At 54.9% G+C, this 25,490-nt stretch carries 24 protein-coding genes and 1 pseudogene; 7 read left to right on the top strand and 18 right to left on the bottom strand.

Annotation, left to right across the window (positions count from 1 at the left end; translation table 11 throughout):
- Positions 1–10: 10 nt before the first annotated feature.
- The 4 genes from GA0061071_RS03505 to GA0061071_RS03490 form a co-directional block, all read right to left on the bottom strand.
- The gene (locus GA0061071_RS03505) at positions 11–691 is read right to left on the bottom strand and encodes an AroM family protein (RefSeq protein ID WP_088237233.1); all 681 of its coding nucleotides are present in this window, start codon (positions 689–691) and stop codon (positions 11–13) included.
- Between the two features lies 1 nt (position 692).
- Positions 693–1,631, bottom strand: a complete 939-nt coding sequence (locus GA0061071_RS03500) for a DUF1177 domain-containing protein (protein ID WP_061498779.1) — start codon at positions 1,629–1,631, stop codon at positions 693–695.
- A 24-nt stretch (positions 1,632–1,655) separates the two neighbouring features.
- Positions 1,656–3,248, bottom strand: a complete 1,593-nt coding sequence (locus GA0061071_RS03495) for an OPT/YSL family transporter (RefSeq protein ID WP_088237422.1) — start codon at positions 3,246–3,248, stop codon at positions 1,656–1,658.
- A 61-nt stretch (positions 3,249–3,309) separates the two neighbouring features.
- Positions 3,310–4,074 carry an IclR family transcriptional regulator gene (locus tag GA0061071_RS03490; RefSeq protein ID WP_088237232.1) on the bottom strand — a complete coding sequence of 255 codons (765 nt, stop codon included), beginning with the start codon at positions 4,072–4,074 and terminating at the stop codon, positions 3,310–3,312.
- Positions 4,075–4,464: 390 nt separating this feature from the next.
- Between GA0061071_RS03490 and GA0061071_RS03485 the strand changes: the two genes are divergently transcribed.
- The 3 genes from GA0061071_RS03485 to GA0061071_RS03475 are packed head-to-tail and all read left to right on the top strand — an operon-like array spanning position 4,465 to position 6,704.
- Positions 4,465–5,160: an amino acid ABC transporter permease gene (locus tag GA0061071_RS03485; RefSeq protein WP_071890636.1), complete on the top strand. Its 696-nt coding sequence runs from the start codon at positions 4,465–4,467 to the stop codon at positions 5,158–5,160.
- Complete coding sequence (locus GA0061071_RS03480) at positions 5,138–5,908, top strand: amino acid ABC transporter ATP-binding protein (protein ID WP_061498788.1); 771 nt, start codon at positions 5,138–5,140, stop codon at positions 5,906–5,908. The genes GA0061071_RS03485 and GA0061071_RS03480 overlap by 23 nt, the downstream gene beginning before the upstream one ends.
- Positions 5,909–5,930: 22 nt before the next feature.
- Positions 5,931–6,704, top strand: coding sequence for an amino acid ABC transporter substrate-binding protein (locus GA0061071_RS03475; RefSeq protein WP_061498791.1), 774 nt, complete (start codon positions 5,931–5,933; stop codon positions 6,702–6,704).
- 65 nt (positions 6,705–6,769) lie between these two features.
- Here GA0061071_RS03475 and ssb1 read toward each other — a convergent pair whose 3' ends face one another.
- Positions 6,770–7,294: a single-stranded DNA-binding protein SSB1 gene (ssb1, locus tag GA0061071_RS03470; RefSeq protein WP_061498794.1), complete on the bottom strand. Its 525-nt coding sequence runs from the start codon at positions 7,292–7,294 to the stop codon at positions 6,770–6,772.
- A gap of 257 nt (positions 7,295–7,551) precedes the next feature.
- Here ssb1 and uvrA point away from each other — a divergent pair, with 257 nt between their 5' ends.
- Positions 7,552–10,386 carry an excinuclease ABC subunit UvrA gene (gene uvrA, locus GA0061071_RS03465; RefSeq protein WP_061498797.1) on the top strand — a complete coding sequence of 945 codons (2,835 nt, stop codon included), beginning with the start codon at positions 7,552–7,554 and terminating at the stop codon, positions 10,384–10,386.
- Here uvrA and GA0061071_RS03460 read toward each other — a convergent pair.
- The 8 genes from GA0061071_RS03460 to dnaB all read right to left on the bottom strand — a co-directional run bounded on the left by GA0061071_RS03460 (position 10,378) and on the right by dnaB (position 17,749).
- Positions 10,378–10,731 (bottom strand): MmcQ/YjbR family DNA-binding protein, encoded by a 354-nt coding sequence (locus GA0061071_RS03460; RefSeq protein WP_088237231.1) that lies wholly within the window; start codon positions 10,729–10,731, stop codon positions 10,378–10,380. The two genes, uvrA and GA0061071_RS03460, sit on opposite strands and share 9 nt — an antisense overlap.
- 136 nt (positions 10,732–10,867) lie before the next feature.
- Complete coding sequence (locus GA0061071_RS03455; RefSeq protein ID WP_061498803.1) at positions 10,868–11,284, bottom strand: secondary thiamine-phosphate synthase enzyme YjbQ; 417 nt, start codon at positions 11,282–11,284, stop codon at positions 10,868–10,870.
- Between the two features lie 69 nt (positions 11,285–11,353).
- Positions 11,354–12,064: an acid phosphatase AphA gene (gene aphA, locus GA0061071_RS03450; RefSeq protein ID WP_061498806.1), complete on the bottom strand. Its 711-nt coding sequence runs from the start codon at positions 12,062–12,064 to the stop codon at positions 11,354–11,356.
- A gap of 188 nt (positions 12,065–12,252) precedes the next feature.
- Positions 12,253–13,446, bottom strand: a complete 1,194-nt coding sequence (tyrB, locus tag GA0061071_RS03445; RefSeq protein ID WP_061498809.1) for an aromatic amino acid transaminase — start codon at positions 13,444–13,446, stop codon at positions 12,253–12,255.
- A 100-nt stretch (positions 13,447–13,546) separates the two neighbouring features.
- Positions 13,547–14,551 (bottom strand): AAA family ATPase, encoded by a 1,005-nt coding sequence (locus GA0061071_RS03440; RefSeq protein WP_088237230.1) that lies wholly within the window; start codon positions 14,549–14,551, stop codon positions 13,547–13,549.
- On the bottom strand, positions 14,548–15,105 hold the full coding sequence (pnuC, locus tag GA0061071_RS03435) for a nicotinamide riboside transporter PnuC (RefSeq protein ID WP_170933831.1): 558 nt from the start codon (positions 15,103–15,105) through the stop codon (positions 14,548–14,550). The genes GA0061071_RS03440 and pnuC overlap by 4 nt, the downstream gene beginning before the upstream one ends.
- 13 nt (positions 15,106–15,118) lie before the next feature.
- Complete coding sequence (gene alr / locus GA0061071_RS03430) at positions 15,119–16,198, bottom strand: alanine racemase (RefSeq protein WP_088237229.1); 1,080 nt, start codon at positions 16,196–16,198, stop codon at positions 15,119–15,121.
- 144 nt (positions 16,199–16,342) lie between these two features.
- The gene (dnaB, locus tag GA0061071_RS03425) at positions 16,343–17,749 is read right to left on the bottom strand and encodes a replicative DNA helicase (protein WP_061498819.1); all 1,407 of its coding nucleotides are present in this window, start codon (positions 17,747–17,749) and stop codon (positions 16,343–16,345) included.
- A gap of 63 nt (positions 17,750–17,812) precedes the next feature.
- On the opposite strand from dnaB, the gene GA0061071_RS03420 reads away from it, so the two are divergent.
- Positions 17,813–18,796, top strand: coding sequence for a quinone oxidoreductase (locus GA0061071_RS03420; protein WP_088237228.1), 984 nt, complete (start codon positions 17,813–17,815; stop codon positions 18,794–18,796).
- A gap of 189 nt (positions 18,797–18,985) precedes the next feature.
- Here GA0061071_RS03420 and pspG read toward each other — a convergent pair whose 3' ends face one another.
- A complete protein-coding gene (gene pspG, locus GA0061071_RS03415) occupies positions 18,986–19,228 on the bottom strand; it encodes an envelope stress response protein PspG (protein ID WP_061498824.1) in 243 nt (80 codons plus the stop codon).
- A gap of 134 nt (positions 19,229–19,362) precedes the next feature.
- Positions 19,363–20,399: pseudogene (gene dusA / locus GA0061071_RS03410) on the bottom strand (tRNA dihydrouridine(20/20a) synthase DusA).
- 255 nt (positions 20,400–20,654) lie between these two features.
- Between dusA and ycaC the strand changes: the two are divergent.
- Positions 20,655–21,278, top strand: coding sequence for an isochorismate family cysteine hydrolase YcaC (gene ycaC, locus GA0061071_RS03405; protein WP_061498830.1), 624 nt, complete (start codon positions 20,655–20,657; stop codon positions 21,276–21,278).
- 57 nt (positions 21,279–21,335) lie between these two features.
- Here ycaC and GA0061071_RS03400 read toward each other — a convergent pair whose 3' ends face one another.
- Positions 21,336–22,652 (bottom strand): conjugal transfer protein TraF, encoded by a 1,317-nt coding sequence (locus GA0061071_RS03400; RefSeq protein WP_088237226.1) that lies wholly within the window; start codon positions 22,650–22,652, stop codon positions 21,336–21,338.
- 288 nt (positions 22,653–22,940) lie between these two features.
- On the opposite strand from GA0061071_RS03400, the gene zur reads away from it, so the two are divergent.
- Positions 22,941–23,456 carry a zinc uptake transcriptional repressor Zur gene (zur, locus tag GA0061071_RS03395; protein WP_061498835.1) on the top strand — a complete coding sequence of 172 codons (516 nt, stop codon included), beginning with the start codon at positions 22,941–22,943 and terminating at the stop codon, positions 23,454–23,456.
- A 279-nt stretch (positions 23,457–23,735) separates the two neighbouring features.
- On the opposite strand, the gene GA0061071_RS03390 is transcribed toward zur, so the two are convergent.
- Entirely contained in the window at positions 23,736–23,945 is a 210-nt protein-coding gene (locus GA0061071_RS03390) for a CsbD family protein (RefSeq protein WP_061498838.1), read from the bottom strand.
- Between the two features lie 170 nt (positions 23,946–24,115).
- On the bottom strand, positions 24,116–25,450 hold the full coding sequence (gene dinF / locus GA0061071_RS03385; protein WP_088237225.1) for an MATE family efflux transporter DinF: 1,335 nt from the start codon (positions 25,448–25,450) through the stop codon (positions 24,116–24,118).
- Positions 25,451–25,490 lie beyond the last annotated feature (40 nt).

The following is a 25,490-nucleotide window of genomic DNA, read 5'->3' as shown; positions in this document are numbered from 1 at the left end:
CCTTTTACCGCTACAGCAGGTTACGCAGCAGATCGGCCAACAATTTATTGGACAACACCACCGGCAGCGCAGTATGGCGCGCACAAATCGCCTGATGCCAACCGGTATAGCCCATACAATCAGTCAGGATCACTTCCGCGCCCTGTGCTTCAAGCGAACGGGCGGCCTTTGCCACCTCTTCTTCGCTGGCAGTATAGGGCGAAGCGATAGCAAATACGGGGGGCTGGTGCACACCGCGCCATTTCTCCAGCTCACTGGTGATTTGTGATTCGAGCGGCACGAGGATCCCGGCCCGGCGCTCCCCAACCAGCGCGTTCAACGCTGGCGGCAGGATCCGATCCGGCTCGATCAACCAGGCTTTTTGGCTGTGCAGGCCGTGAAACTCACCGGTACAGAGAATAGCGATCATCTCGCAGCCTTGTGCTTCCAGATCGACGATCTTTTGCTGCAACGCGGCACCAACAGCGGGTTTGCCCATCACCACGGCGCGCCCGTCCAGCAGGCGTGACGTCAGGAGGGCGTCGCCCGCTTGCGGCGAAAAACGCGCCGCGATGGTAGCGTCATCCAGCCCATCAAGCACACCGGCATGCAGACACCTCACATGGGAAGGCAAGGCGGCATCAAGTATCGGTGTGATATCGCTGCGCGGCGCCTGACCAATGGTCAAGGTGCCCATTGTGCGAATAGCCATCTCACACCCCAGGCTGACGTTTTTGCAAATGCGCCAGCGAACCATACAGGTCGAGCAGGCGCTGGTACTCTGCGCTATCGAAGAACTGGCAGGTGCCGCGGGTAAACTCTTTGGCCACTTCAACCGCAAATTTGCACGCCAGCGCAATATCCGTTTCATGGCTCGCGCCGGTGCCGCAGCCCGGCACTGCGCTCACCGCCGTGATCGCCACACCGACCACAGGCGCAGCGGTAGCAATCGACGGTTGCAGAATGCTGTTGAGATGGTAAACACCGTTGCCATAGGGGGTAATGTCCTGGGTGGTGATCGGGAAAGTGACAGGCAATTGCCCGGTGGTCATCTCCATCACCCGCAGCAGATCGTCTGACACACGCAGGATATAGCCCTGTTTTACCGTTGGCGAAATGGCAAAACCTTTATGGTTGATGATGCGGTTGCCTTTGGTGGTGTCGATAGAGAGCACGGCATCCATTTCATCCGAGACTTCCTGCTCGTTCATGTCTTCGGTTTCCACCGGCGAGTCCATAAAATCGACCGGCTCATGCGGGCGCGTCGGTGCATCCGGGCAGATATGTGTCGTGACAATGACATCGCCCGGCAGGCTATCGCCCTGACGCTGCATTTCCGCCAGCTTCAACGCACTGGCGACGGCAGCCACTGCGCCGTCAGCATCGGACACCAGGCCAATGCGCCCCGGACGTGCGCCAATCCCTCCTAAACGCCCGACAATCCCCAGCGTTGGTGCCGTACCGCCGCTGCGTTTCCCTTGTGTACCCGGAATCACGATTTTAACGAAGTCGGTGCTGCCTTTCGGGCCACTGACCGCTTTCACACTCACCGCGATATTGCGGTATTCGGCCAGTAGGGCTTTCACCTTATCGCCGCTGGCGTATGCGCTGTCGAGTAACGCAAAGACCTGTAATGTTTGTTGTAAGCTCATACTATTTTCTCTGATGTTGCGTGATTACTTTTTGCCACCCGGCAGGACGGAATTAAAGAAACTGAATAAGGCATCACCGGCGATCAATCCCGCCGCCAACACCTCGATTTTGTTACGCATCGCTTCGCCACCCGCACGCAAAACGATGGCGCGAATAGCAATCCCGATCAGTACCGCCCAGCCCGCCAGTGGGTTGTTGATTAACAGACCCGTAGCCAGCAGCACTCCCATCTGACGACCAGGACCGCCTATCAGCTGAATAATGGCCCCAGGGATCGCCCAGATCAGCAGTGATTTCGCAATATCCAGTGACACCCCGGCGTTGATCGCCGCGACATAGACTTTCGCCACCGGCGGCACCAGTCCCTGCGCGAAATAGTCGCGGAAAATAAACAACACCACGGGCATTGCCACCACAAAGGCCAGCATTGCGGCAAGCAACTGCTGGCGACGTCCTTCCAGTTCAAAACGGGTGTGCTCGCCTTTACCGCGCAGGATCCAACCCGCTTTCAGGTCATACCCCATATCAGCAAACGCCGGGCCGGTGGCGGCGGAAAAACCGCACAGCATCGCCAGCGCTTCCGGTGGGAAGCCCATCAAAATACCGATAAGCAGAGTGATTAATGCGACGGCAAACGCCGGGAACCAGCCGGAGTGCATCGCGGCGAGACCGACGATCATTTCGTGCAGGAAAGCAGCAAACGCGGCATAGACCATAAACGCCACCAGCCACGGCAAAGAAAGATGGGCATATAAACCACTGCCCAGCGCAATGAGCACGGAAATGGCCATAAAACCGAGTGCGCCAAAACGAATGGTTTGGCCAATTTGTGCATTCTGCGCCGACGACAGCGCTTCATCATCCTGATGTCGCTCCGCTTTGTCGCGGTTGCTCTGGCGGATCAAGCGGATAATCTGGAACAACGCCACAACGCCTGCGCCCGCCATAACGCCATGGGGAATATAGAGTTTATTGATATCAATGCCGAACAGCGGTGCGGAGTAACCACGCAATAAGAAACCGACACCCAGCATGCCAAGCGCCCAAATATTGCCGATAAACGCCGTACCCAGCGCCGCCATCGGAAACTTGAACCACGAGCCAATCGCACCAATCACAATACCTGTACCGAGCAATGCCGCCTGTTTACCGCCCTGATCACCGGCTTTAATGGATTCCGCCGCCGCAATACCCGGTGGCCATGCCCCTTCTGCCGGAAAGATACGGGTATTAAACAAACGGTACAGCAGCCAACCGTCCAGCAGCATGGCCAGCGCCACACCGATAAACATCGGCATCACCATTTCGTTATGGCCAAACAGCCAGGGAATAGAGATAGGCAGAAGCAAGGAGTTCGCGGCGCCAAATGTGGCGGCGGAGGTCGCGCTTTGCGCCAGGTTTTGAATATGGATGGAGCGGAAACGGGCAAAGCACTGTAATGGAATACGGGCAATGATCATGGCCGCCATCGCGCCGATGATGGCGGTATTCGGCGTCACACCAAGGGTCGTCAGTAACTGCACGCCAATCACGGCGCCGAAGATACTTAATACCAACAACAGCAACAACGTGGCAGGCGCAAAAGCACGCGGATGGCTCTCGCTGTGCGCTGGCAACGTTTCGGAAGGGGCGATTTGACTCACGGTTATTCTCCTGGCATTGGCAAAAGGAAAAAAATCAAAGCGGACCGATCACCTGCGTGTCGCCGGTTTTTCCGGCAATGGTGAGGGCAGTCTCTTTCAGTAATGTCGCTATCCGTTGCAACTCTTCAGGGGTGGCAAGCTGTTGGGGAAAAGAGAGGCAGAACGCCACGGCTTCGTGGGTGGCCGGGTCGCCAACGGCACAACTGACGGAAGCCGTATCGGCGACCGATTCGTTCACTGCCGTTGCGTAACCTGCATCCCGGGCGCGGGCAACCGCCGCCACCAGCATGCTGACATCGTGCGGCGTACCGCTGAGCTGCGAGACCACCAGCGGGCTGGCAAAAAAGTCGTGCAGTTGCGTATCCGTGAAGCGCGCCAGCAGCGCCCGGCCGGTCGATGTTCCCCATGCAGGGGAACGAGAACCCGGCCAGGTCACCACCGGTAGCGCCTGGCGACCATGAATCACTCGCAATACGAGGATTTCCTGGTTATCCAGCATGGAGATATAGCCGGTGTAACCGGTGCGTTCACACAGGCTGCGCAGCGCAGCGTCAACATGGTCGCTGAGGGTTATGTGGCGACTCACCAGATAGGATGCCGACATCAGCAACGGACCGGGCAGAAAAGTGCCCTGCCCGTCGTCTTTTTCGAGATAGCCATAGGACTCAAGCTGGCTCATCACACGGGAAGCCGTGCTTTTTGGCATCCCAAGATGGGTAATTACATCGCTGATGCGGATGCCGCGTTGCAGATCCACCATCAATTTAAGAATGCTGGCTGTCGTTTCTAAAATGGACATGGCAAGGTCTCATAAAATGGGACTTCAGTTTCACTAAATGGAACTGCAAGAAAAATGCCAGCCTGTAACTCACTGAAAAAATGGGGATAGAGATGGGTTGATCAAAAATTACGCACTGTGCATGGGCGTCATTTTGGTGCAGATAAAGGGGAAAAAAGAGGTAAAAGGTGCAACGGAAGCGAGAGTGGAAGCAGCGTAAAAGCGCCTATGTATCAAAAAAGCATTGCTTAGCTCATTTCTGCATAACGTTATTCGGATATATTTGTTTTCGCGTTCGGTTCAAGGCATATAATCCGCTCTAATACGGTGCCAGAATTATTAACTGGGCTAATATATATTCACATTCTGCCAGCATTTTTCTGGCAACACGCTCTGTCCGGAAGGTGCGCAGTGCCAACATGGTTACCCTTAGCAATTGATTCATTCTGGCCCATGCTTTCCGCAGGTCTGAAATTCACTATTCCCCTCACCCTCAGCTCGTTTGTTCTCGGCCTGACCCTGGGGTTTGTGATTGCATTATTGCGCCTGTACGGGCCGGGATTTTTGAAACCGGTGGTCCGGTTTTATGTCTGGTTGATCCGCGGTACGCCTTTGCTGGTGCAGCTGTTTTTGATCTTCTACGCACTGCCCAGCGCGGGCATTACGATCGATGCCTTCCCGGCCGCGGTGATTGGTTTCACCGTTAACATCGGGGCTTATACCTCCGAAGTGATCCGCGCTACGCTGTTGGCCGTACCGAAGTCGCAGTGGGAAGCCGCCCATGCCATCAGCATGACCTGGGCGCAGTCATTACGCCGTATTATCCTGCCGCAGGCCGCACGCATTGCGGTGCCGCCGCTTTCCAATACCTTTATTTCGCTGGTGAAAGACACTTCGCTGGCGTCGGTGATCACAGTGCCGGAAATGTTCCTGTCCGCGCAGCAAATTGCGGCTGTGACTTATGAACCGCTGATTCTGTATAGCGAGGCGGCCGTCATTTATTTGTTCTTCAGTTCCGTGTTATCGCATTTGCAGAACAAACTTGAACAGAAATTAGCGGGCACGACACCTAAAGGAGCCGTCAATGATAACGCTCTCCAACCTTGATAAGAGTTTTGATGGTCATCGTGTCCTGAAAAATATCAATTTAACCATTGAAGAAGGCACGGTAACCACGCTGATTGGCCCGTCCGGCAGCGGCAAAAGTACGTTATTGCGTTGTATTAACTTACTGGAGATCCCTCAGGCCGGGGCGCTAACCATTGGCAAAGAGAGCATCACCTTTTCGCCGGACGCGCGCATTAAAGGCCAGGATATTCGCCGCATCAGCCGTCAGACGGGGATGGTGTTCCAGAACTTCGCACTGTTTCCGCATATGACGGTTCTGGAAAATATCACCGAAGGGCTGATCACCGTGCACAAATGGGATCGCGACCGTGCGCGTCAGCGTGGTGAAGCGTTGCTGACGAAAGTAGGCATGCTGCACAAACGTGACGCTCTGCCGAATACGTTATCCGGCGGGCAGCAGCAGCGTGTGGCCATTGCCCGTGCGCTTGCGCCGTCACCGGCGGTGTTGCTCTGTGATGAACCCACGTCTGCGCTCGACCCGGAACTTTCCGGCGAGGTGGTGGCGGTCCTGCGCCAGCTGGCGCAGGAAGGCACAACAATGATCATGGCGACGCACGACCTGCGCCTGGCGGCCAATATCGCCAGTCAGGTGGTGTTTCTTGAAGCCGGGGAAATTGTGGAATCCGGTACCGCCAACGACCTCTTTTCACACGCGAAAAAACCGCGTACTGCGGAATTTATCGCCTCTTTAAGCACTGCGCTCCCGGAGATCGGGGCGAACCAATAACAATCACTTGGGGTAGATTTAGATGAAAGCACTCGCAACACTCGTTATTGCAGGGGTTATGCAGCTTGGTTTCGCCCACGCGGCGCTGGCGCAGGACGACCTGGCAAAAATCCAGTCCGCCGGGGTTCTGAAAATTGGTACCGAAGGCACCTATCCTCCGTTCACGTTCCATAACGCGTCCGGCACGCTGGAAGGCTTTGACGTTGAAATCGGCCAGGAAGTGGCCAAGCGCCTGAAAGTGAAAGCGCAGTTTGTTGAAGGTAAATGGGATGGTCTGATCGCCGGTATTGATGCAAATCGCTACGACGCGGTCATTAACCAGGTCGGCATTACTGAAGCGCGCCAGAAAAAATATGACTTCTCTGAGCCGTACATCGCCTCTAAAGCGGTGCTGATCGTGAATGACAAAAACAGCAGCATCAAGAGCTTTGACGATCTGAAAGGCAAGAAATCCGCCCATTCACTGACCAGTAACTACGCACAGATCGCCCGTAAATATGGCGCGGAAATTGTGCCGACCGATGGCTTTAACCAGTCTATCGATCTGGTGGTGCAGGGCCGTGCCGATGCGACCATCAATGATAACCTCTCTTACCTGGACTTCAAAAAACACAAACCGTCTGCGCCGGTGAAAATCGTGGCCACCGAAGACAATGCTGAAAAATCTGGCGTGTTGATCCGTAAAAACAATCCGGAACTGAAAGCCGCGATTGATAAAGCGCTGGAAGAGATCAAGGCCGACGGCACCTACGAACGTATTTCTCAGAAATACTTCGGTGCGGATGTGTCGAAGTAATGTTCAGCCGCTGAACAATAAAAAACCCCGCATTGCGGGGTTTTTTGTTTTCTGATGAAGAAAAATCAGAACGGGATGTCGTCGTCGAAGTCCATCGGCGGTTCGTTAGACGGTGCCGGAGCAGACTGCTGTTGCGGGCGGGACTGCGCGCCGCCGCTGAACTGGTTGCCGCCCTGCGGTTGCTGAGGCTGGCCCCAACCGCCCTGCTGCTGGCCGCCGCCTGCCGGTGCGCCGCCACCCTGACGTCCGCCCAGCATTTGCATGGTGCCGCCAACGTTCACAACGACTTCAGTCGTGTATTTTTCCTGACCGGATTGATCGGTCCATTTGCGGGTACGCAGTTGGCCTTCGATATAAACCTGAGAGCCTTTACGCAGGTATTCACCAGCGACTTCTGCCAGCTTGCCAAACAGCACAACGCGGTGCCATTCGGTCTGCTCTTTCATTTCGCCGGTCTGCTTATCACGCCAGGATTCGGAAGTAGCCAGCGTAATGTTGGCCACTGCGCCACCACTCGGCATATAGCGTACTTCCGGGTCCTGGCCCAGATTACCGACGAGAATCACCTTGTTTACGCCTCTGCTGGCCATGATCGTGTCTCCTGAAAACGTTTCTTAGTAGTGTAAACGCGCGAGTGTACCATTTCCATATGGCTTATTGATAGCTGCGAAGCAGGTTCCAGAGATCTCTCGCGGCAGCGCATTTTTACATATTCGCTGCCAGGATGCATGCAAATACTGTATATTCATTCAGGTTAAATTGTGTCATAATTAGCCGTTTCTGACCGCCGGTTGTCCTTCAAACATACCAGGCAAAATAGCGTTCCTCCGGGTAAAAGGTGAATGGATTGGATAAGATAGAAGTTCGGGGCGCCCGCACCCACAATCTCAAAAACATCAACCTCGTCATCCCTCGCGACAAACTGATCGTTGTCACCGGGCTGTCGGGGTCTGGCAAGTCCTCACTGGCTTTCGACACGCTTTACGCGGAGGGGCAGCGCCGCTATGTTGAATCGCTTTCCGCCTACGCCCGCCAGTTTCTGTCGTTGATGGAAAAACCGGACGTCGACCATATTGAAGGGCTGTCGCCGGCTATTTCCATCGAACAAAAATCGACCTCGCATAACCCGCGCTCCACCGTCGGGACCATCACTGAAATTCACGATTATCTGCGTCTGCTCTTCGCGCGTGTAGGCGAACCGCGCTGCCCGGATCACGATGTGCCGCTGGCGGCGCAAACCGTCAGCCAGATGGTCGATAACGTGCTGTCGCAACCGGAAGGCAAACGCCTGATGCTGCTGGCTCCGGTGATAAAAGAGCGTAAAGGCGAACACACCAAAACGCTGGAAAACCTCGCCAGCCAGGGCTATATCCGGGCGCGTATTGATGGCGAAGTCTGCGACCTCTCCGATCCGCCGAAACTGGAGCTGCAAAAGAAACACACCATTGAAGTGGTGATTGACCGTTTTAAAGTCCGCAGCGATCTGGCCCAGCGCCTGGCGGAATCGTTTGAAACCGCACTGGAGCTTTCCGGTGGCACGGCGGTGGTTGCCGATATGGACGATGCCAACGCCGAGGAGCTGTTGTTCTCCGCCAACTTCGCTTGCCCCATTTGCGGCTACAGCATGCGCGAGCTGGAACCGCGCCTGTTTTCCTTCAACAACCCGGCCGGGGCTTGCCCGACCTGTGACGGTCTGGGCGTGCAGCAATATTTCGACCCGGACCGCGTGATTCAGAACCCGGAACTGTCGCTGGCTGGCGGTGCAATCCGCGGCTGGGATCGCCGCAATTTTTACTATTTCCAGATGCTGAAGTCACTGGCGGAACACTATAAATTCGACGTTGAAGCGCCATGGGAAAGCCTGAGCGCCAGCGTGCAGAAAGTGATCCTCTCCGGTTCGGGTAAAGAATCGATTGAGTTCAAATACATGAACGATCGCGGTGACACCTCGGTGCGCCGTCATCCGTTTGAAGGCGTGCTGCATAATATGGAGCGCCGCTATAAAGAGACGGAATCCAGCGCGGTGCGCGAGGAACTGGCGAAGTTTATCAGCAACCGTCCATGCGCCGCCTGCGAGGGCACCCGTCTGCGCCGCGAAGCGCGCCATGTCTTCGTTGAAAACACGCCGCTGCCGACCATCTCGGATATGAGCATCGGTCATGCGATGGACTTCTTCAACAACCTGAAACTCTCTGGTCAGCGGGCAAAAATTGCCGAAAAAGTGCTGAAAGAGATCGGCGACCGCCTGAAATTCCTTGTTAACGTCGGACTGAACTACCTGACGCTGTCACGCTCTGCTGAAACACTCTCCGGCGGCGAAGCACAGCGTATCCGTCTCGCAAGCCAGATTGGCGCAGGTCTGGTAGGTGTGATGTATGTGCTGGATGAACCCTCAATCGGTCTGCACCAGCGCGATAACGAGCGCCTGCTTGGCACATTAATCCATCTGCGTAATCTGGGTAACACGGTGATTGTCGTCGAACATGACGAAGACGCCATTCGCGCAGCGGATCATGTGATCGATATTGGGCCGGGCGCGGGTGTACATGGCGGTCAGGTTGTGGCGGAAGGCACGCTGGACGCGATTATGGCAGTGCCGGAGTCGCTGACCGGGCAATACATGAGCGGCAAACGCAAAATTGATATCCCGAAACGGCGTGTTCCGGCCGATCCGAGTAAAGTACTGAAACTCACCGGCGCACGCGGCAACAACCTGAAAGACGTGACGCTGACGCTGCCGGTCGGTCTCTTTACCTGTATTACCGGCGTGTCCGGTTCGGGTAAATCCACACTGATCAACGATACACTGTTCCCCATCGCGCAGCGCCAGCTAAACGGTGCGACGATTGCCGAGCCAGCGCCATACCGCGATATCCACGGGCTGGAGCATTTCGATAAAGTGATCGATATTGACCAAAGTCCGATAGGCCGTACGCCGCGTTCCAACCCGGCGACCTATACCGGCGTATTCACGCCGGTGCGTGAACTGTTTGCCGGCGTGCCAGAATCCCGCTCGCGCGGCTATACGCCAGGGCGCTTCAGTTTTAACGTGCGCGGCGGCCGCTGTGAAGCTTGTCAGGGTGACGGGGTGATCAAAGTAGAGATGCACTTCCTGCCGGATATTTACGTGCCGTGCGACCAGTGCAAAGGCAAACGCTACAACCGCGAAACGCTGGAGATCAAATACAAGGGCAAAACTATCCATGAAGTGTTGGATATGACCATCGAAGAAGCACGTGAGTTCTTTGATGCCGTGCCCGCGCTGGCGCGTAAGCTGCAAACGCTGATGGATGTTGGGCTGACCTATATCCGTCTTGGTCAGTCAGCGACCACGCTCTCCGGCGGCGAAGCCCAGCGTGTGAAACTGGCGCGTGAGCTGTCAAAACGCGGAACCGGGCAGACGCTCTATATTCTCGACGAACCCACTACCGGCCTGCATTTCGCCGATATCCAGCAGTTACTGGACGTGCTGCACCAATTGCGCGATCAGGGCAATACCATTGTGGTCATTGAGCATAACCTGGACGTGATTAAAACTGCGGACTGGATAGTCGATCTCGGCCCGGAAGGCGGCAGCGGTGGCGGCGAAATCCTCGTCTCCGGCACACCGGAAACCGTTGCCGAATGCGAAGCCTCACACACGGCGCGGTTTCTTAAGCCGATGCTGAAATCGTCACACTGACAGCTGGTGCCGGACCTGTTCCGGCACCCGTTCCATCGCCTGTTGGTAGGACGCATCCACCAGATAGTAAATCTGCGAGTCCGGTAACGAACCATCCAGATACACCGTGCTCCAGTGCGCTTTATTCAGGTGGCGGCTGGGGCGTACATCCTGATGCTGTTCACGCAACAGTTCCGCCAGTTCCGGACTGGTTTTTAGCGACGCCGCAGGGCGACCCTCAACTTCCTTCACCATCGCAAACAGCACATCGGCGACCTTGATTTGCGTTGCCTTCCAGTCGCTATGTACGCTCTGTTCAGCGCCCGCCTTCGCCATGCAATATTGCAGTAACTCCGAAATTGTCACGTTGATTCTCCTCGTCGTGTTGCGATGGATCGTCCGATCGGCCCGGTTGACTTATTTAAGCGTAGTGTATTGATGAAAAAAACGGCGATCGTTACAAATCCTGACGATAGAAGCAGTAATTACCGGGAGAACGGCGCTACTCCCCTTGTAGCGTGGCGATAATGTTCCGCGCGCCGCCGTGAATGCGGTGCTCCCCCAGCCAGATCCCCTGCCAGGTACCTAACTGTACCCGCCCGTTTTGCACAGGCAGTAATAGTGATACGCCAAGCAGAGAAGACTTGATATGCGATGGCATATCATCCGGCCCTTCATAATCATGCTTATAGGGGGCGTTATCCGGCACACTGTCCAGAAAGTGCTGTTCCATGTCGTAACGCACAGTCGGGTCGCAGTTTTCATTCAGCGTGAGAGAGGCCGAAGTATGCTGAAGCAATAGATGCAACAAACCGATCCGCACACGGGAAAGATCGCGGATTTGCCCGAGCACTTCCTCCGTGACCAGGTGAAACCCGCGCGCCTTTGCGCCAAGCGTAATAGTTTGTTGATACCACATTCACTGCTCCTTAGCCGAAAAGATGATGTTGCTTAAGTGTGCAGCATAGCGCCGAAAGGTAAACCCCGGCTAATATTCGGAATCGACGATCACCTCTTCACCCATTGCTCCCGCCTGCGGTAGCGGGCGATATGTTGAGTTGGAGGCACGTAATACGCGGATCGGCCGTGCTTCGCTTTCGCGAGCGGCCGTGATGTCGCTATCTGAGTCACCATAGAAGATGCGGATCTGCTTCGCCTTCAGCCACTGCGTTTTGCTATTTTGCCCGGGCTGGTCACCGGCGAAAATCACCGGATTCATATTCGCCGCCGGGATCAGAAAATCGTCCTGCAGGGTTTTGCTGACGGTTTCGGTTTTTGTCTGGCTGCGTCCGGTGATGAACCAGATGCTGTCGCCGCGCTTCACATGCATGGCGATAAGCTGCCGCGCCACCTCTTTGGGAATACTGAACTCATCCCATCCGTTATTCATCTTTTCCCAGAATGCCGGGTTATGCAGATACGCTTCGCTGTCTGGCGACCAGGTTTTCTTCCCGCGCCAGAAACCAGGGCTGGAAAAGAGCACGGTATCATCAATATCAAACCCTACCGCCATCGGTGGGCGTTCAACCAGCGAACGTTCAATTTGTGCGACGGAAACCCAATGAATGGGTGCCTGTTCCGCCAGTTTGGCCACATTGGTGCCATCAGAAGAGGGTGTGGGGGCGGAGGCATAAACCGCAGCGCCTCCCAGCGTAAACCACAGACAGGCAGCGCCAAGGGCAAGTGTGAACTTTCGCATATTTATCCCTAAATTATCAGCTCGTTATGTTTTATAAATGGTGCGAACGGTCAAAAGTCTACCCGACCATAACCCCAGCGGCAGGTGAAACAAAGGATTTTCTGCGGATTAGCCATAGAATAAGAGAATACGGGGGAATAACCCCCTGCTGAAAAGCAGGGGATCAGGATGAAAATGTGAGCAAGTACTTACATCACTGATGCAAAAGCCTGCGCGACACGATGCACATTGCGACTATTCAGACCGGCAACACAAATACGCCCGCTGGCCACCAGGTAAATACCGAACTCTTCACGCAATCTTTCTACCTGCTGTGCGCTCAGACCGGTATAGCTGAACATGCCGCGTTGCTTGATCAGATAATCAAAATTACCGCCCGGTACCGCCTCTTTCAGAACCTTTACCAGTTCCTGGCGCATTGCCAGAATGCGGGTGCGCATCGTTTCCACTTCCGCCAGCCATGAGGCTTTCAACCCCGCATCGCCCAGCACGGTCGCTACCAACTGCGCACCAAAATTCGGCGGGCTGGAGTAGTTACGGCGAACGGTGGCTTTTAACTGACCGAGTACGCGATCGGCGGCAGCTGCGTCTTCACACACAATGGAGAGGCCACCGACACGCTCGCCATACAGGGAGAAAATCTTGGAGAAGGAGTTGCTGACTAACACTGGCAACCCGGCACGGGCCATTGCGCGAATCGCGTAGGCATCTTCTTCCATGCCTGCGCCAAAGCCCTGATACGCGATATCAAGGAAGGGGATCAGATTGCGTGCTTTTACAACCTCAACCACGTCATCCCATTGCGCGTTGGTTAAATCCGCGCCGGTCGGGTTATGGCAGCAAGGATGGAGCAGAACGATACTTTGTGCCGGCAGCGTATTCAGTTTTTCCAGGAAAGCAGAGAAACGCACGCCATTGGTCTCATTGTCGTACCAGGGGTAAGTACTTACTACAAAACCGGCACCTTCAAAAATGGCAACGTGGTTTTCCCAGGTCGGATCGCTCACCCATACGCCCGAGTCGGGGAAGTAACGTTTCAGAAAATCTGCACCCACTTTCAGCGCACCGGAACCGCCCAACGTCTGTACTGTCGCAACACGTTTTTGTTCCAGCACGGGATGGTCCGCGCCAAACAGCAGCGGCGCAATCGCCATACGGTAACTGTTCAACCCTTCCATCGGCAGGTACAGAGACGCGCCGTGCGGCTGCGCATTGAGGCGCGCTTCTGCTTCGGCGACAGCCTGCAAGCGTGGAATGATGCCGTCTTCGTTGTAATAGAGCCCGATACTGAGGTTAACTTTGTCGCTACGCGGATCGTCTTTAAACCGCTCCATAAGAGAGAGGATCGGGTCGCCAGCGTAGGCGTCAACTTTCTGAAACACGCGTGTATTCTCCAGGTTTACAGTAGGCATGAACTCACACAATAAACCGGAAGTCAGGGAAGGTCGAGAGCAGCAATGATAGTGGCGAAAAATAAGCGTGTTAGCCGCGAAGAGCCGTAAGGATTTGTGCCACGCGCTGGTTTACCGAACCCCGCACGCGAAGAAAAGGGATGCCGCGCTGTGTCAATTGGTCAACGTACCATGCCTGCTGACGCTGGCGGAACGTTTCATCCTGCCGCGTGCCGTCCTGCACAAAAGGAAAATCATCTTCACACAGCACCACCCAGTGATAGTGCCGCTCTGCCAGTGTGTATAGCTCATCCGGCGCCTTGCCGAACATCTCCAGCGTATAGAACAACGTCGTGAGTGGCGAGGTATCGCATACCAGCCAACGGGCCGCTAGCGCCGCGTCTTCACGCCTTACCTGTGTCTGCGCAATAATCAGCAAATCATCGTACGCCAGTTCACCGCCCTTTTCTTCCCAGCGCTCCCGGCCATATTCCGCCACGTAAACCGTCTCCAGCGCCTGCGCCAGGGCTGCGCTCAGAGTGCTTTTACCGGTGGATTCACCTCCCAGCAGGCAAATGCGTTGAACAAAATCCCGATAGACACTGGGCGAGAGCATCTGCCGCCAACGGTGGACATCGCTCCGGATCAGCGTGCCGGAAGGTGCCTGTGCGCCCTGCTCACGCTGTAAGCGTACATGCACCACAGGCTGAGCAAAACGTTCACAGAGCACGCGGGCAAAGCCGTCGCCGTAATCTTCAGCGGTGAAGACCGCTTGTGGGCAGCAGTTCAGAACCTGCAAACAGAGGTCGGCCATATAATGCCGATGCTGGTCACCGGGAGCATCGTTATGCGGCAACGCACCGAGCCCCCAGCTTGCAACGCGCTCCGGGGTCAGAACAACGATTTCACATTGCGGAAACCGCTCCCGCAGCCAGCGTTCGCGTTTTTCTGGCTCACAACCCGGCATTTCCGGTTGCGAATAGCTAATCAGCCAGACGCGGTCACACTGGGCCAGCGCGGCATTGATCAGCCGCTCATGACCACAATGCAGCGGGGCGAACTTCCCCACCACCAGTCCACTGGCGAAACGTGTCATCGCGCGACCAGCGCCTTGCGCCACTGGTACAGACCGTGCCATGCGTTACACCAAAAAACGAGATACAACCCGGCGGTCAGCCAGAGATCGCGCGCCGCATAAAGCGGTACGGCAATGGTGTTGACCAGTAGCCAGAAATACCAGCTCTCGAGCCTGCGCCCCATCAGCATGAACTGCGCAAGCACGCTGAACACCATGATGGCGGAATCCAGCCACGGCGACCACGCGTTGGTAAAACGGTGCAGCAACCACGCATAACCGCCCGCCACCAGCAGCGCGCCAGCCAGCATGGGCAACAGCCGACCGATCGGCGTTTTGCGCACCGCCAGTTCACTGCCATGATTCCCTTTTAACCAGTTGACCCACCCGGCAATACTGCTGGCGATAAAGAACACTTGCAGGGTGACATCCGCATACAACTGCACCGAGTAAAACACCCAGCCATACAGCACACAGCCAATAATCCCTGTCCACCAGGTGTGCATGTTATTGCGCGCGGCAAGCCATACAGAGAGGGCATAGGCCAGGCAGGCGGCGATTTCCATTGGAGACAAAGGACAATCCTTTTTAGTCGATGTAGGTCAGGGTCGCCCTGGCGGTCAGGCGCGTAATAAGTTCGTAAGCACTTACCTTCGTTATTTTAGCGATGCGTTCAACGGGTAACCCTGCGCCCCATAACACGACCCTATCACCGGCGCGATCTTCTGCTTCCGGCCCCAGGTCGACGCAAATCATGTCCATCGCTACCCGCCCCACAATCGGCACTTCACGCCCGTTAACCAGCACCGGCGTACCGGAAGGCGCAGCACGAGGATAGCCATCGCCGTAACCCATCGCGACCACGCCCAGGCGGGTGTCGCGTTCGCTCTGCCAGGTGCCACCATACCCTACAGCATCACCTGCTTTATGTTCGCGCACAGCAATAAGCTGTGAAGTCAGGGTCATAGCGGGCTGAAAACCGAAATCTGCACCCCAGGGTTTGTCTTCCAGCGGCGATACGCCATACAGAATAATGCCCGGACGTACCCAGTCGAAGTGCGATTGCGGCCAAAGCAACGTGCCGCCGGAGGCAGCAATCGTGCGCAGGCCTGGCTTACCGTCGGTAAAGGTGGTGAAAATATCGAGCTGGCGTTCCGTCGCGCCGCACTCCGGCTCATCGGCACGGGCAAAATGGCTGGCGACGTTCACTGGCTGGCGGACGTTTTTACACTGCGACAAGCGGGCATAAAAGGCCTCCGCTTCATTGGGGTGCACCCCAAGACGGTGCATGCCGGTATCGAGTTTCATCCACACGGTGACTGGCGCGTTCAGAGGGGTCGTTTCCAGCGCCTTAAGCTGTTCCTCGCTGTGGACGACGGTCTGTAGCTGATGTTCAGCGACCAGCGGCAACGCTTCGGCATTGAAAAAACCTTCCAGCAGCAGGATCGGTTGCGTTATGCCGCCTGCACGCAGGAGCAGGGCTTCTTCGAGACGGGCGACGCCAAAAGCGTCGGCATCAGGGAGCGTTCGCGCGGTCTCAAGAAGACCGTGTCCATAGGCGTTCGCTTTCACGACTGCAACCAGTCGACTGGCGGGGGCCAGTTCGCGCAGGCGTTGCAGATTGTGTCGCAGAGCGCGGCGGTTCACTACTACGGTTGCCGCTTGCATTTCAATTCCTTACTAAAAGAATTTCCTGAATCATTCGTGTCGCAGGAGGGAGATAAACCCGGGGATCGCCGGGAGCTTAGTAAACTAAGTGACCGGGTGAGCGGGCTCCGTCAACGCACCTGCGGCACGAAGGATGACGGAAATTTATTCGTCATCATATTGAGGCCCCGCATAGTTATCAAAGCGCGACCACTGCCCGTTAAATGTCAGGCGCACCGTCCCGATAGGGCCGTTACGCTGTTTACCAATAATGATTTCCGCAATGCCTTTTAAGTCACTGTTTTCGTGATAAACCTCATCACGATAGATAAACATGATCAAGTCCGCATCCTGCTCAATGGAGCCGGACTCACGCAGGTCGGAGTTAACCGGACGTTTATCGGCACGTTGTTCCAGAGAGCGGTTAAGCTGCGACAGCGCCACCACCGGTACCTGCAACTCTTTGGCCAGCGCTTTCAGTGAGCGGGAGATTTCGGCGATTTCCAGCGTACGGTTGTCGGACAACGACGGCACGCGCATCAACTGAAGGTAGTCAATCATGATAAGCCCGATGCCGCCATGTTCGCGGGCGATACGTCGGGCACGGGAACGGACTTCCGTCGGGGTCAGACCGGAGGAGTCATCAATATAGATATTGCGTTTTTCCAGCAGGATACCCATGGTGCCGGAGATACGCGCCCAGTCCTCATCGTCGAGCTGACCGGTACGAATGCGTGTCTGATCAACCCGCGACAATGACGCCAGGGAACGCATCATAATCTGCTCAGATGGCATCTCCAGGCTGAAAATAAGCACTGGTTTATCCTGCAACATTGCCGCATTTTCGACGAGGTTCATTGCAAATGTCGTTTTACCCATCGACGGACGCGCCGCGACGATAATCAAATCTGACGGCTGCAAACCCGCCGTTTTCTTATTGAGGTCGTCATAGCCGGTATTGACCCCGGTTACGCCATCATGGGGTTGCTGGAAAAGCTGCTCGATACGCGAGACGGTCGCTTCAAGAACATCGGCGATATTCTTCGGGCCTTCGTCTTTATTCGCGCGGCTTTCTGCAATTTTGAAGACCCGCGACTCCGCCAGATCGAGCAAATCTTCACTGGTGCGCCCCTGCGGATCGAAACCGGCATTGGCGATTTCATTCGCCACCGAGATCATCTCACGGACCACGGCCCGTTCACGCACGATATCCGCATAGGCGCTGATGTTCGCCGCACTTGGCGTATTTTTGGACAGTTCCGCCAGGTAAGCGAAACCACCAACGATCTCCAGTTGCCCCTGACGCTCCAGCGATTCCGCCAACGTAATCAGGTCAATGGGTTTGCCCATCTCCTGCAGGCGGTGCATTTCGGTGAAAATATGGCGGTGCGGACGCGTGTAAAAATCATCCGCGACAACACGCTCGGCGACGTCATCCCAGCGTTCGTTATCCAGCATTAAACCGCCCAACACTGACTGCTCCGCTTCAATGGAATGCGGAGGCACTTTCATCCCCTCAAGCTGTACGTCGCGGGATTCAGTCTGTTTGTTGAAGGGTTTATTTCCTGCCATAGTGAATGGAGCTACCAAGGTAATGAATGGTTCGAAAGATTATCACAGAGTTCAGGAGGAAGCATGGCGACACGAATAGAATTTCACAAGCATGGCGGCCCTGACGTGCTGAAAGCCGTGGAGTTTACCCCCACAGCACCAGCGGAAAACGAAATCCAGGTGGAAAACAAAGCCATAGGTATCAACTACATTGATACCTATATCCGCAGCGGACTTTACCCGCCGCCGTCTTTGCCGAGCGGGCTGGGCACCGAAGCAGCCGGCGTCGTCAGCAAAGTGGGCAGCGGCGTGACGCACATTAAGGTGGGCGATCGCGTGGTCTACGCGCAATCAGGGCTGGGCGCTTACAGCTCGGTACACAATGTCCCTGCCGATAAAGCGGCGATCCTGCCGAATGCCATCTCTTTCGAACAAGCCGCAGCCGCTTACCTGAAGGGATTGACGGTCTTCTACCTACTGCGCAAAACCTGGGAGATCAAACCCGACGAGGTATTCCTGTTTCACGCGGCGGCGGGCGGCGTTGGGCTTATTGCCTGCCAATGGGCGAAAGCGCTCGGCGCGAAACTGATTGGCACCGTGGGGTCAGCGCAAAAGGCGCAGCGTGCATTGCAGGCCGGTGCCTGGCAGGTGATCAACTACAGCGAAGAGAATGTGGTCGAACGCGTGAAAGAACTTACCGGCGGCAAAAAGGTGGGCGTGGTGTATGACTCGGTCGGGAAAGATACCTGGGAGATCTCGCTCGATTGCCTGCGTCGCCGTGGCCTGATGGTCAGCTTTGGTAACTCCTCCGGTCCGGTTACCGGCGTGAACCTCGGTATTCTCAACCAGAAAGGTTCGCTCTATGCCACGCGCCCTTCCCTTAATGGCTACATCACCACGCGGGAAGAGTTGCAGGAAGCCAGCAATGAGTTGTTCTCATTGATTGCCAGCGGCGTCATTAAAGTGGATGTGGCAGAGAGCCAGAAATTTGCTTTAAAGGATGCACAGCGCGCACATGCGGTGCTGGAAAGCCGTGCAACCCAGGGCTCAAGCTTATTGATCCCTTGAGTTCATCGCCGGAAAGAATTAGGGCTTCCCGCAGGAAGCCCTTTCTTTTTTTAGTTCGGCTGCATTGTAGGGTACAGCGCGATGAATTCGTTAACGTCGCGATAGTGACAGATTTGATAAGCAAATCCTATGCGGTTCTAAGCAATGCGCCACTAAATGTTTCAGGGTTGTGACGCACCACTCAATACTTTAGTAACGCCAACGGTTATTGCGTTGATAACGTGGGAGCTTCGGTTCTTTGATAGCGCGAATGATCCAGACCACGGCAACAGCCAACAATAGCCAGGGCAACAGTTTGATCATCAAAGCAAAAAGCCCGCCTAAAAACATCACTGCGGTTGCCACAACCAGCGCCGCCACAATACCCAGCAGCGACACGCCGGTCACCAACAACATAATAAAGAAGCCGATAATAAACAGTAGTTCCAACATAGCGCTCTCCACAAACCAGGTAACTCATTCTTCTATTACAAGAAATATGCCAACCTTAACTTACTGATTCAGCAATAAAAAAACCTGCACTGGTGTGCAGGTTTTAGTGAATTTGACCAGGTTTTAGTGAACTTTTAACGCGCCTGAGCAACAAGACTGAGCGCTTTCTCAACAACCTCAACATCTGCGCCGGCCTTGTGAGCATTCTCACTCAGGTAGCGGCGCCACTGGCGCGCCCCAGGGATCCCCTGGAACAGGCCCAGCATGTGGCGGGTGATGTGCCCCAGGTAAGCCCCCTGGCTGAGTTCACGCTCTATGTAGGGATACATCGCGCGAACAACCGCCACCGGATCGGCATCGCCGACCTCCGCGCCAAAAATTTCCCGATCAACCGACGCCAGAATCCCCGGGTTCTGGTAGGCTTCGCGGCCCACCATCACGCCATCCATATGTTCCAGATGAGCTTTGGCCTCCGCCAGCGACTTAATCCCGCCATTAATCGACATCGTCAACTGCGGGAAATCGCGCTTCAGCTGATAGACACGCGGGTAATCCAGCGGTGGGATCTCACGGTTTTCTTTCGGGCTTAAACCGGAGAGCCAGGCTTTACGGGCATGAATAATAAAGGACTCGCACTCACCTTTACCGGCAACCGTACCGATAAAGTCGCAGAGAAATTCGTAACTGTCCTGATCGTCGATACCAATACGCGTTTTCACCGTCACCGGAACAGAGACCACATCGCGCATCGCTTTGACGCAATCGGCAACCAGTTGCGCTTCTCCCATCAGGCAAGCACCAAAGCGACCGTTCTGCACGCGATCGGACGGGCAGCCGACATTGAGATTAATTTCATCATAGCCGCGCGCTTCAGCCAGCTTCGCACAATGGGCAAGCTGCGCCGGATCGCTGCCGCCAAGCTGCAATGCGACCGGGTGCTCTTCTTCACTATACGCCAGGTAATCGCCTTTACCATGAATAATCGCACCGGTGGTCACCATCTCGGTGTACAGCAGCGTTTGACGCGACAACAGTCGCAGAAAGTAACGACAGTGCCTGTCCGTCCAGTCGAGCATCGGCGCCACGCTAAACCTGCCAGGCCAGTGATAAGCAGAATCGGTGGGCATCAGGCGGGTTTGCTGGTTTTTTGTCATGTAGGATTACCGTGCAATTTTGGCAGTTAAAAAATAGAGGTATCAGGCCCGCCCAGGTCAGGCAAATAACGGCACCTGAAATAGCGGGGCGTCATTCTAGCATAATGGAACACCTTAAACCCGATGGCATTCAGTACAACCCGATAGCGCAATAACCGGCATGAACTTGTACAAAACACGATCGACACCTATCATTTTTGGTAGGCATAGGAAATGTTCGTCAATAGCCTGACGCTATTAACCACCGTAACGGGTAAAAGGAGTTAAAGAAGATGACTACACCGTATGTTCGCCTCGATAAAAATAACGCTGCTGTTCTCCTCGTTGACCACCAGACGGGTTTACTGTCATTAGTGAGAGATATCGATCCAGACAAATTTAAAAATAACGTTCTGGCATTAGGCGATCTCGCTAAATATTTTAAGCTTCCCACCATTCTCACCACCAGCTTCGAAACTGGCCCTAATGGTCCTCTCGTTCCTGAGCTAAGAGCGCAATTTCCTGATGCGCCGTATATTGCTCGTCCTGGCAATATCAACGCCTGGGATAATGAAGACTTTGTTAAAGCGGTAAAAGCGACCGGTAAAAAACAGTTGATCATTGCCGGTGTTGTAACGGAAGTGTGTGTGGCCTTTCCTGCACTATCGGCGCTGGAAGAAGGTTTTGAGGTATTTGTCGTCACCGACGCATCCGGGACATTCAACGATATTACGCGGCATTCGGCCTGGGATCGGATGTCAAAAGCCGGCGCACAGTTGATGACCTGGTTTGGCATCGCCTGCGAGTTACACCGTGACTGGCGTAATGATATTGAAGGCCTGGGTAACCTGTTTTCGAACCATATTCCGGATTACCGTAACCTGATGACCAGTTTTAATACGTTGAGCAACAAATAACCGTGTAAAAAAACCGGAGGCCACGCGCCGCCGGTTTTGTCTTCGTCTGGTTGTACCTTAGAATGTCACGCTAAGTTGCGCACCAGCACCCCATGTTTTGTCTTCGCCTACCAGCCCCATTAAATCGACGTGAACCCGGTTAAACGGCGCGAAACCGACACCACCCGTAAAGACGTTTTTGTCATCGCCTTTCACATCAGCGCGATAACCGGCCCGAACCGCCAGCCAACTCAGCGGACGAATTTCACCGCCGACGCCCACATACTGGGAGTCCTTCTCGCTCTTAAAGCCTTTGGTTTCGGTTAAATCACCGTCGGCACTTAACGTCACCAGATCGTTATGCCATGACACCCCGGCCGTCACCACCGGGCTAATCTGGTAAGTGTCTTTATAATTGACCGTCTGCCCGGTTCTGCCGTTGCGGATCAGGACATCTTTGGTGTCGATATCACGGGAAATCAGGTTTGTACCGGTCAGACCAACAGAGATGTTTTCCCCTAAATCTGCCGCCGCACCCACATCCACGTTAAAGCCGGTGTCATCGGTACGATAGCGGCTATTGCTCCACTCACTGCTGTGATAGTCATAAATAGAGGTAGTGTAGTTCCAGACCCAGGTTTTCTGGAGCTTTGGCGTCACGCCCAGAGATAAAGGGATGCCGCCCACCTCGAACTGCCGGGCAACCGCAACGCCGTAATCCGATACAACAGCCGCACGACCGGATGCCGTGGAGTTGAGATTTTTGGTGATCTCATTGCTGCCATTTGGCGACACAACGGCATTTAGCGCTTCAGTTGCTGCAACCGTTGTACTGTTCTGAATACTGCGTAAATAGGTAATATCCTGCTGATCAACCGACGAGCTAACAATGGCATGCGCATAGGCTTTGGTGACAAAAGCCACCGAGAGCACATCGTTTGGAATGCTGACAGCAATACCCGCCGCCGCTTTGGCCCGCGCGGTTTTCCCGTTCAGGAAAGTCAGTTCATCCGCCAGGTCTTTGGCAGCACTCTGGAATTGACCGATGGTACCCAGAGGGTTAGCGAGAAATTGCGCGGCGGTGAGGTTATCAACGACATCGCGATAGCTGTCGATTTTGTCACTGATATTGTCGATTTCGTCGCGCAGATTGTCCTTATCGGTAATTTGCGCCTGCACACTAGGCAGAATAACGGTGATATCGTCTTCCGGTTTGGCTTTTGCCAGCAGTGCCGGGTTAATAAGGGCGCCGCTGCCATAGTTTGCGGAGGCAACACCGGTTCCCCCCATTGCATCATTACGTGCTTCCGCCCAGGTATTGGCTGCTCCCGCCTGATTTGCCACAACGAAGGAGACAGCTATCGCGACCACCGAAAATTTGAGATTTTTTTTCACAGTATGCGTCTCGTAGTCAGAATGAGTTTTTTTTAAACCTGATTAGTATTTGCTAAACAGGAAGGCTCTATTGCTGCGAATAACATAGGAAAAAGTAGCTAAATCTTCTGAACGAAAAATAATCGACAGAAGTGATTTTTGTGATTAATGACACTCATTATTTATAGAAGACGCTGATGAGTTCGTGGATATATCGGCGAAAAACGGATCCCAGGACGCGATCTCGGCGTTTCGCGCCGGACATGGTAAAGTACGGGTTTATTGCTTCCCCCGAAACAGAGAGCGCCCATGGATAAGACCACTTCGCAAGAGATGTTAGTGCAGGCTGAAAAGCTGTGCGCGCAGCGCAATGTGCGCCTGACTCCCCAGCGTCTTGAAGTGCTGCGATTACTGAGCCTGCAGCAAGGGGCAATCAGCGCTTACGATCTGCTCGACTTATTACGCGTCAGCGAGCCGCAGGCTAAGCCGCCAACCGTCTACCGCGCGCTGGATTTCCTGCTGGAGCAAGGGTTTGTTCATAAGGTAGAGTCGACTAACAGCTATGTGCTGTGCCATTTGTTTGATCAACCGACGCACACGTCCGCCATGTTTATTTGCGATCGCTGCGGGTCGGTGAAAGAAGAGCAGGCGGAAGGCGTGGAAGATATTATGCACGCGCTGGCGGCGAAGATGGGTTTTGCCCTGCGCCATAACGTGATTGAAGCACACGGTTTATGCGCCGCCTGTGTGGAAGTGGAGGCCTGCCGTCATCATGAGCACTGCCATCACGATCACAGCATTCTGGTAAAGAAAAAACCGCGTTAATAGCGCTGATAGTTCGTTCCGGGGAATAAGTATGTGACCCGGGCGAAAAAGCGCAGCCAACACCGGCAACACATCAAAGATAAAGGGACATCCCGAAAGATTTCGCGTTTTACCCAGGCGGCAAGCGTACGCGTTCCGGGGAGCATACATCAGTATGTGACCCGGGCGAGAAAGCGCAGCCAACACCGGTAAAACGTGAAAGATAAAGGGAGGGTACATCCGTGTACCACTTGGGCAGGGTAACGCTCACAAAATCAACACATTGAGGGTCAATGTCCGTTACCAGCGGTAATCATTACGGCTTTCCCAATCCGTAACTTCCTTTTCTGCCTCATCTTTTGCGTAACCGTAACGCTCCTGGATTTTACCCACCAGTTGGTCACGTTTGCCTTCGATGACGGTCATATCGTCATCGGTCAACTTGCCCCATTTCTCTTTCACAGTACCTTTAAACTGCTTCCAGTTACCGCCGATTTCGTCTTTGTTCATCGTTGACTCCTTATCGTTCGGTTAAAAGTTACGTTCCTGTTACGCTGAACGTACTAATCATTGTAGTCAGGAATACTGCCAGTTGGTTTACATTCGGAATCTTTAACCATTTACGACAAAGAAAGCAGTATTAACGAGGCGGGAGAAAGAAGTATAAGAAAAGAGAGGGGTCAGGGGTGGCCAATACCGGAAAACCAGGTGCCATTGCGCCAGTGACGACGCCACACCCATGCTAAAGTCAGCCCTCGCAGCGCCAGAAACACCGTCAGCGACAGCCACAGGCCATGGTTGCCCAGCGTCGGCACCGTCAACAACGTCAGGGCAAATCCTCCAGCGGCAACCGCCATGCTGTTGCGCATTTCTGCACCGCGCGTCGCGCCCACAAACATGCCATCCAGCAAATAACACCACACGCCCACCACCGGCAGGATCACCTGCCAGATAAGGTAGTGCCCGGCCATGTTTTGCAAGGCTGGCAGTGAGGTGAGTAACGCGATAATTGACTCCCCGGCCAGCGCATACACCGCTGAGAACACCAGCGCCACCAGACCAGCCTGCCGGCATGCCGCGTGCCAGATGAGCTTAAGCTGCGTGTCGTCACGCGCGCCATAAGCGTGCCCGGAATGGGCTTCCACTGCGTAAGCGAACCCGTCCAGCGCATAAGCAGTAAACGTCAGAAACATCATCAGCACCGCATTCGCCGCCACGGTTTCAGCGCCAAGACGCGCGCCGAACACGGTTATCGAACCGAAGCAGAGCTGTAGCAATAACGAGCGCAGCATGATGTCCCGATTAAGCGCCAACAAGCGTCCAAGGCCGCCACGCCAGGCCTTCTTCAGCACCGCCAAGGTGATACCGCGCATAAGCAGCACACGTCGTGCCATCAACAGGCCGAGCGCAAAGGTCGCGTACTCCGCCACCACCGTTGCTAATGCCGCTCCCTGAACGTTCATGCCCAGCCCCATCACCAACCAGACATCAAGCACAATATTGAGAACGTTGCCCACCACCAGCAAGATCACCGGTGCGCGGGCATACTGCACGCCCAAAAGCCATCCCAGCAGCACCAGGTTACCGAGCGATGCCGGAGCACTTAACCAGCGGATATCAAGGAAGCGCCGCGCCTGCTCCAGCACCGCAGCGCTGCCGCCGGTAATATGCAAAGCCAGATCGATAAGCGGCACGCGTAAGAGTGTAATCAGCACGCCAGCGCCCAGCGCCAGCAGCAGTGGCTGCACTAACGCCCGAGCCAGCGCAGGCGCATTTTTCGCACCGTATGCCTGAGCCGTGAGCCCGGTGGTGCTCATTCGCAGAAACAGCAGCAGCATAAACAGGAAGCTGGTCGCTGTCGCGCCGATGGCCACACCACCCAGATAGACTGCGCTATCCAGATGCCCGACCACTGCCGTATCCACCAGCCCCAGCAACGGGACAGTGATATTGGAGAAGATCATTGGCAGGGCAAGTCGCCACAGCGCTTTGTCGGATGCAGTCAGCAGCGGCATAGCAGTGTCAGAATCGATCGGGGAAAGGCATTAACGCTGC

Source organism: Kosakonia oryzendophytica, assembly GCF_900094925.1.
Taxonomy (GTDB): domain Bacteria; phylum Pseudomonadota; class Gammaproteobacteria; order Enterobacterales; family Enterobacteriaceae; genus Kosakonia; species Kosakonia oryzendophytica.
This window is presented reverse-complemented; position numbering and strand designations above follow the sequence as displayed.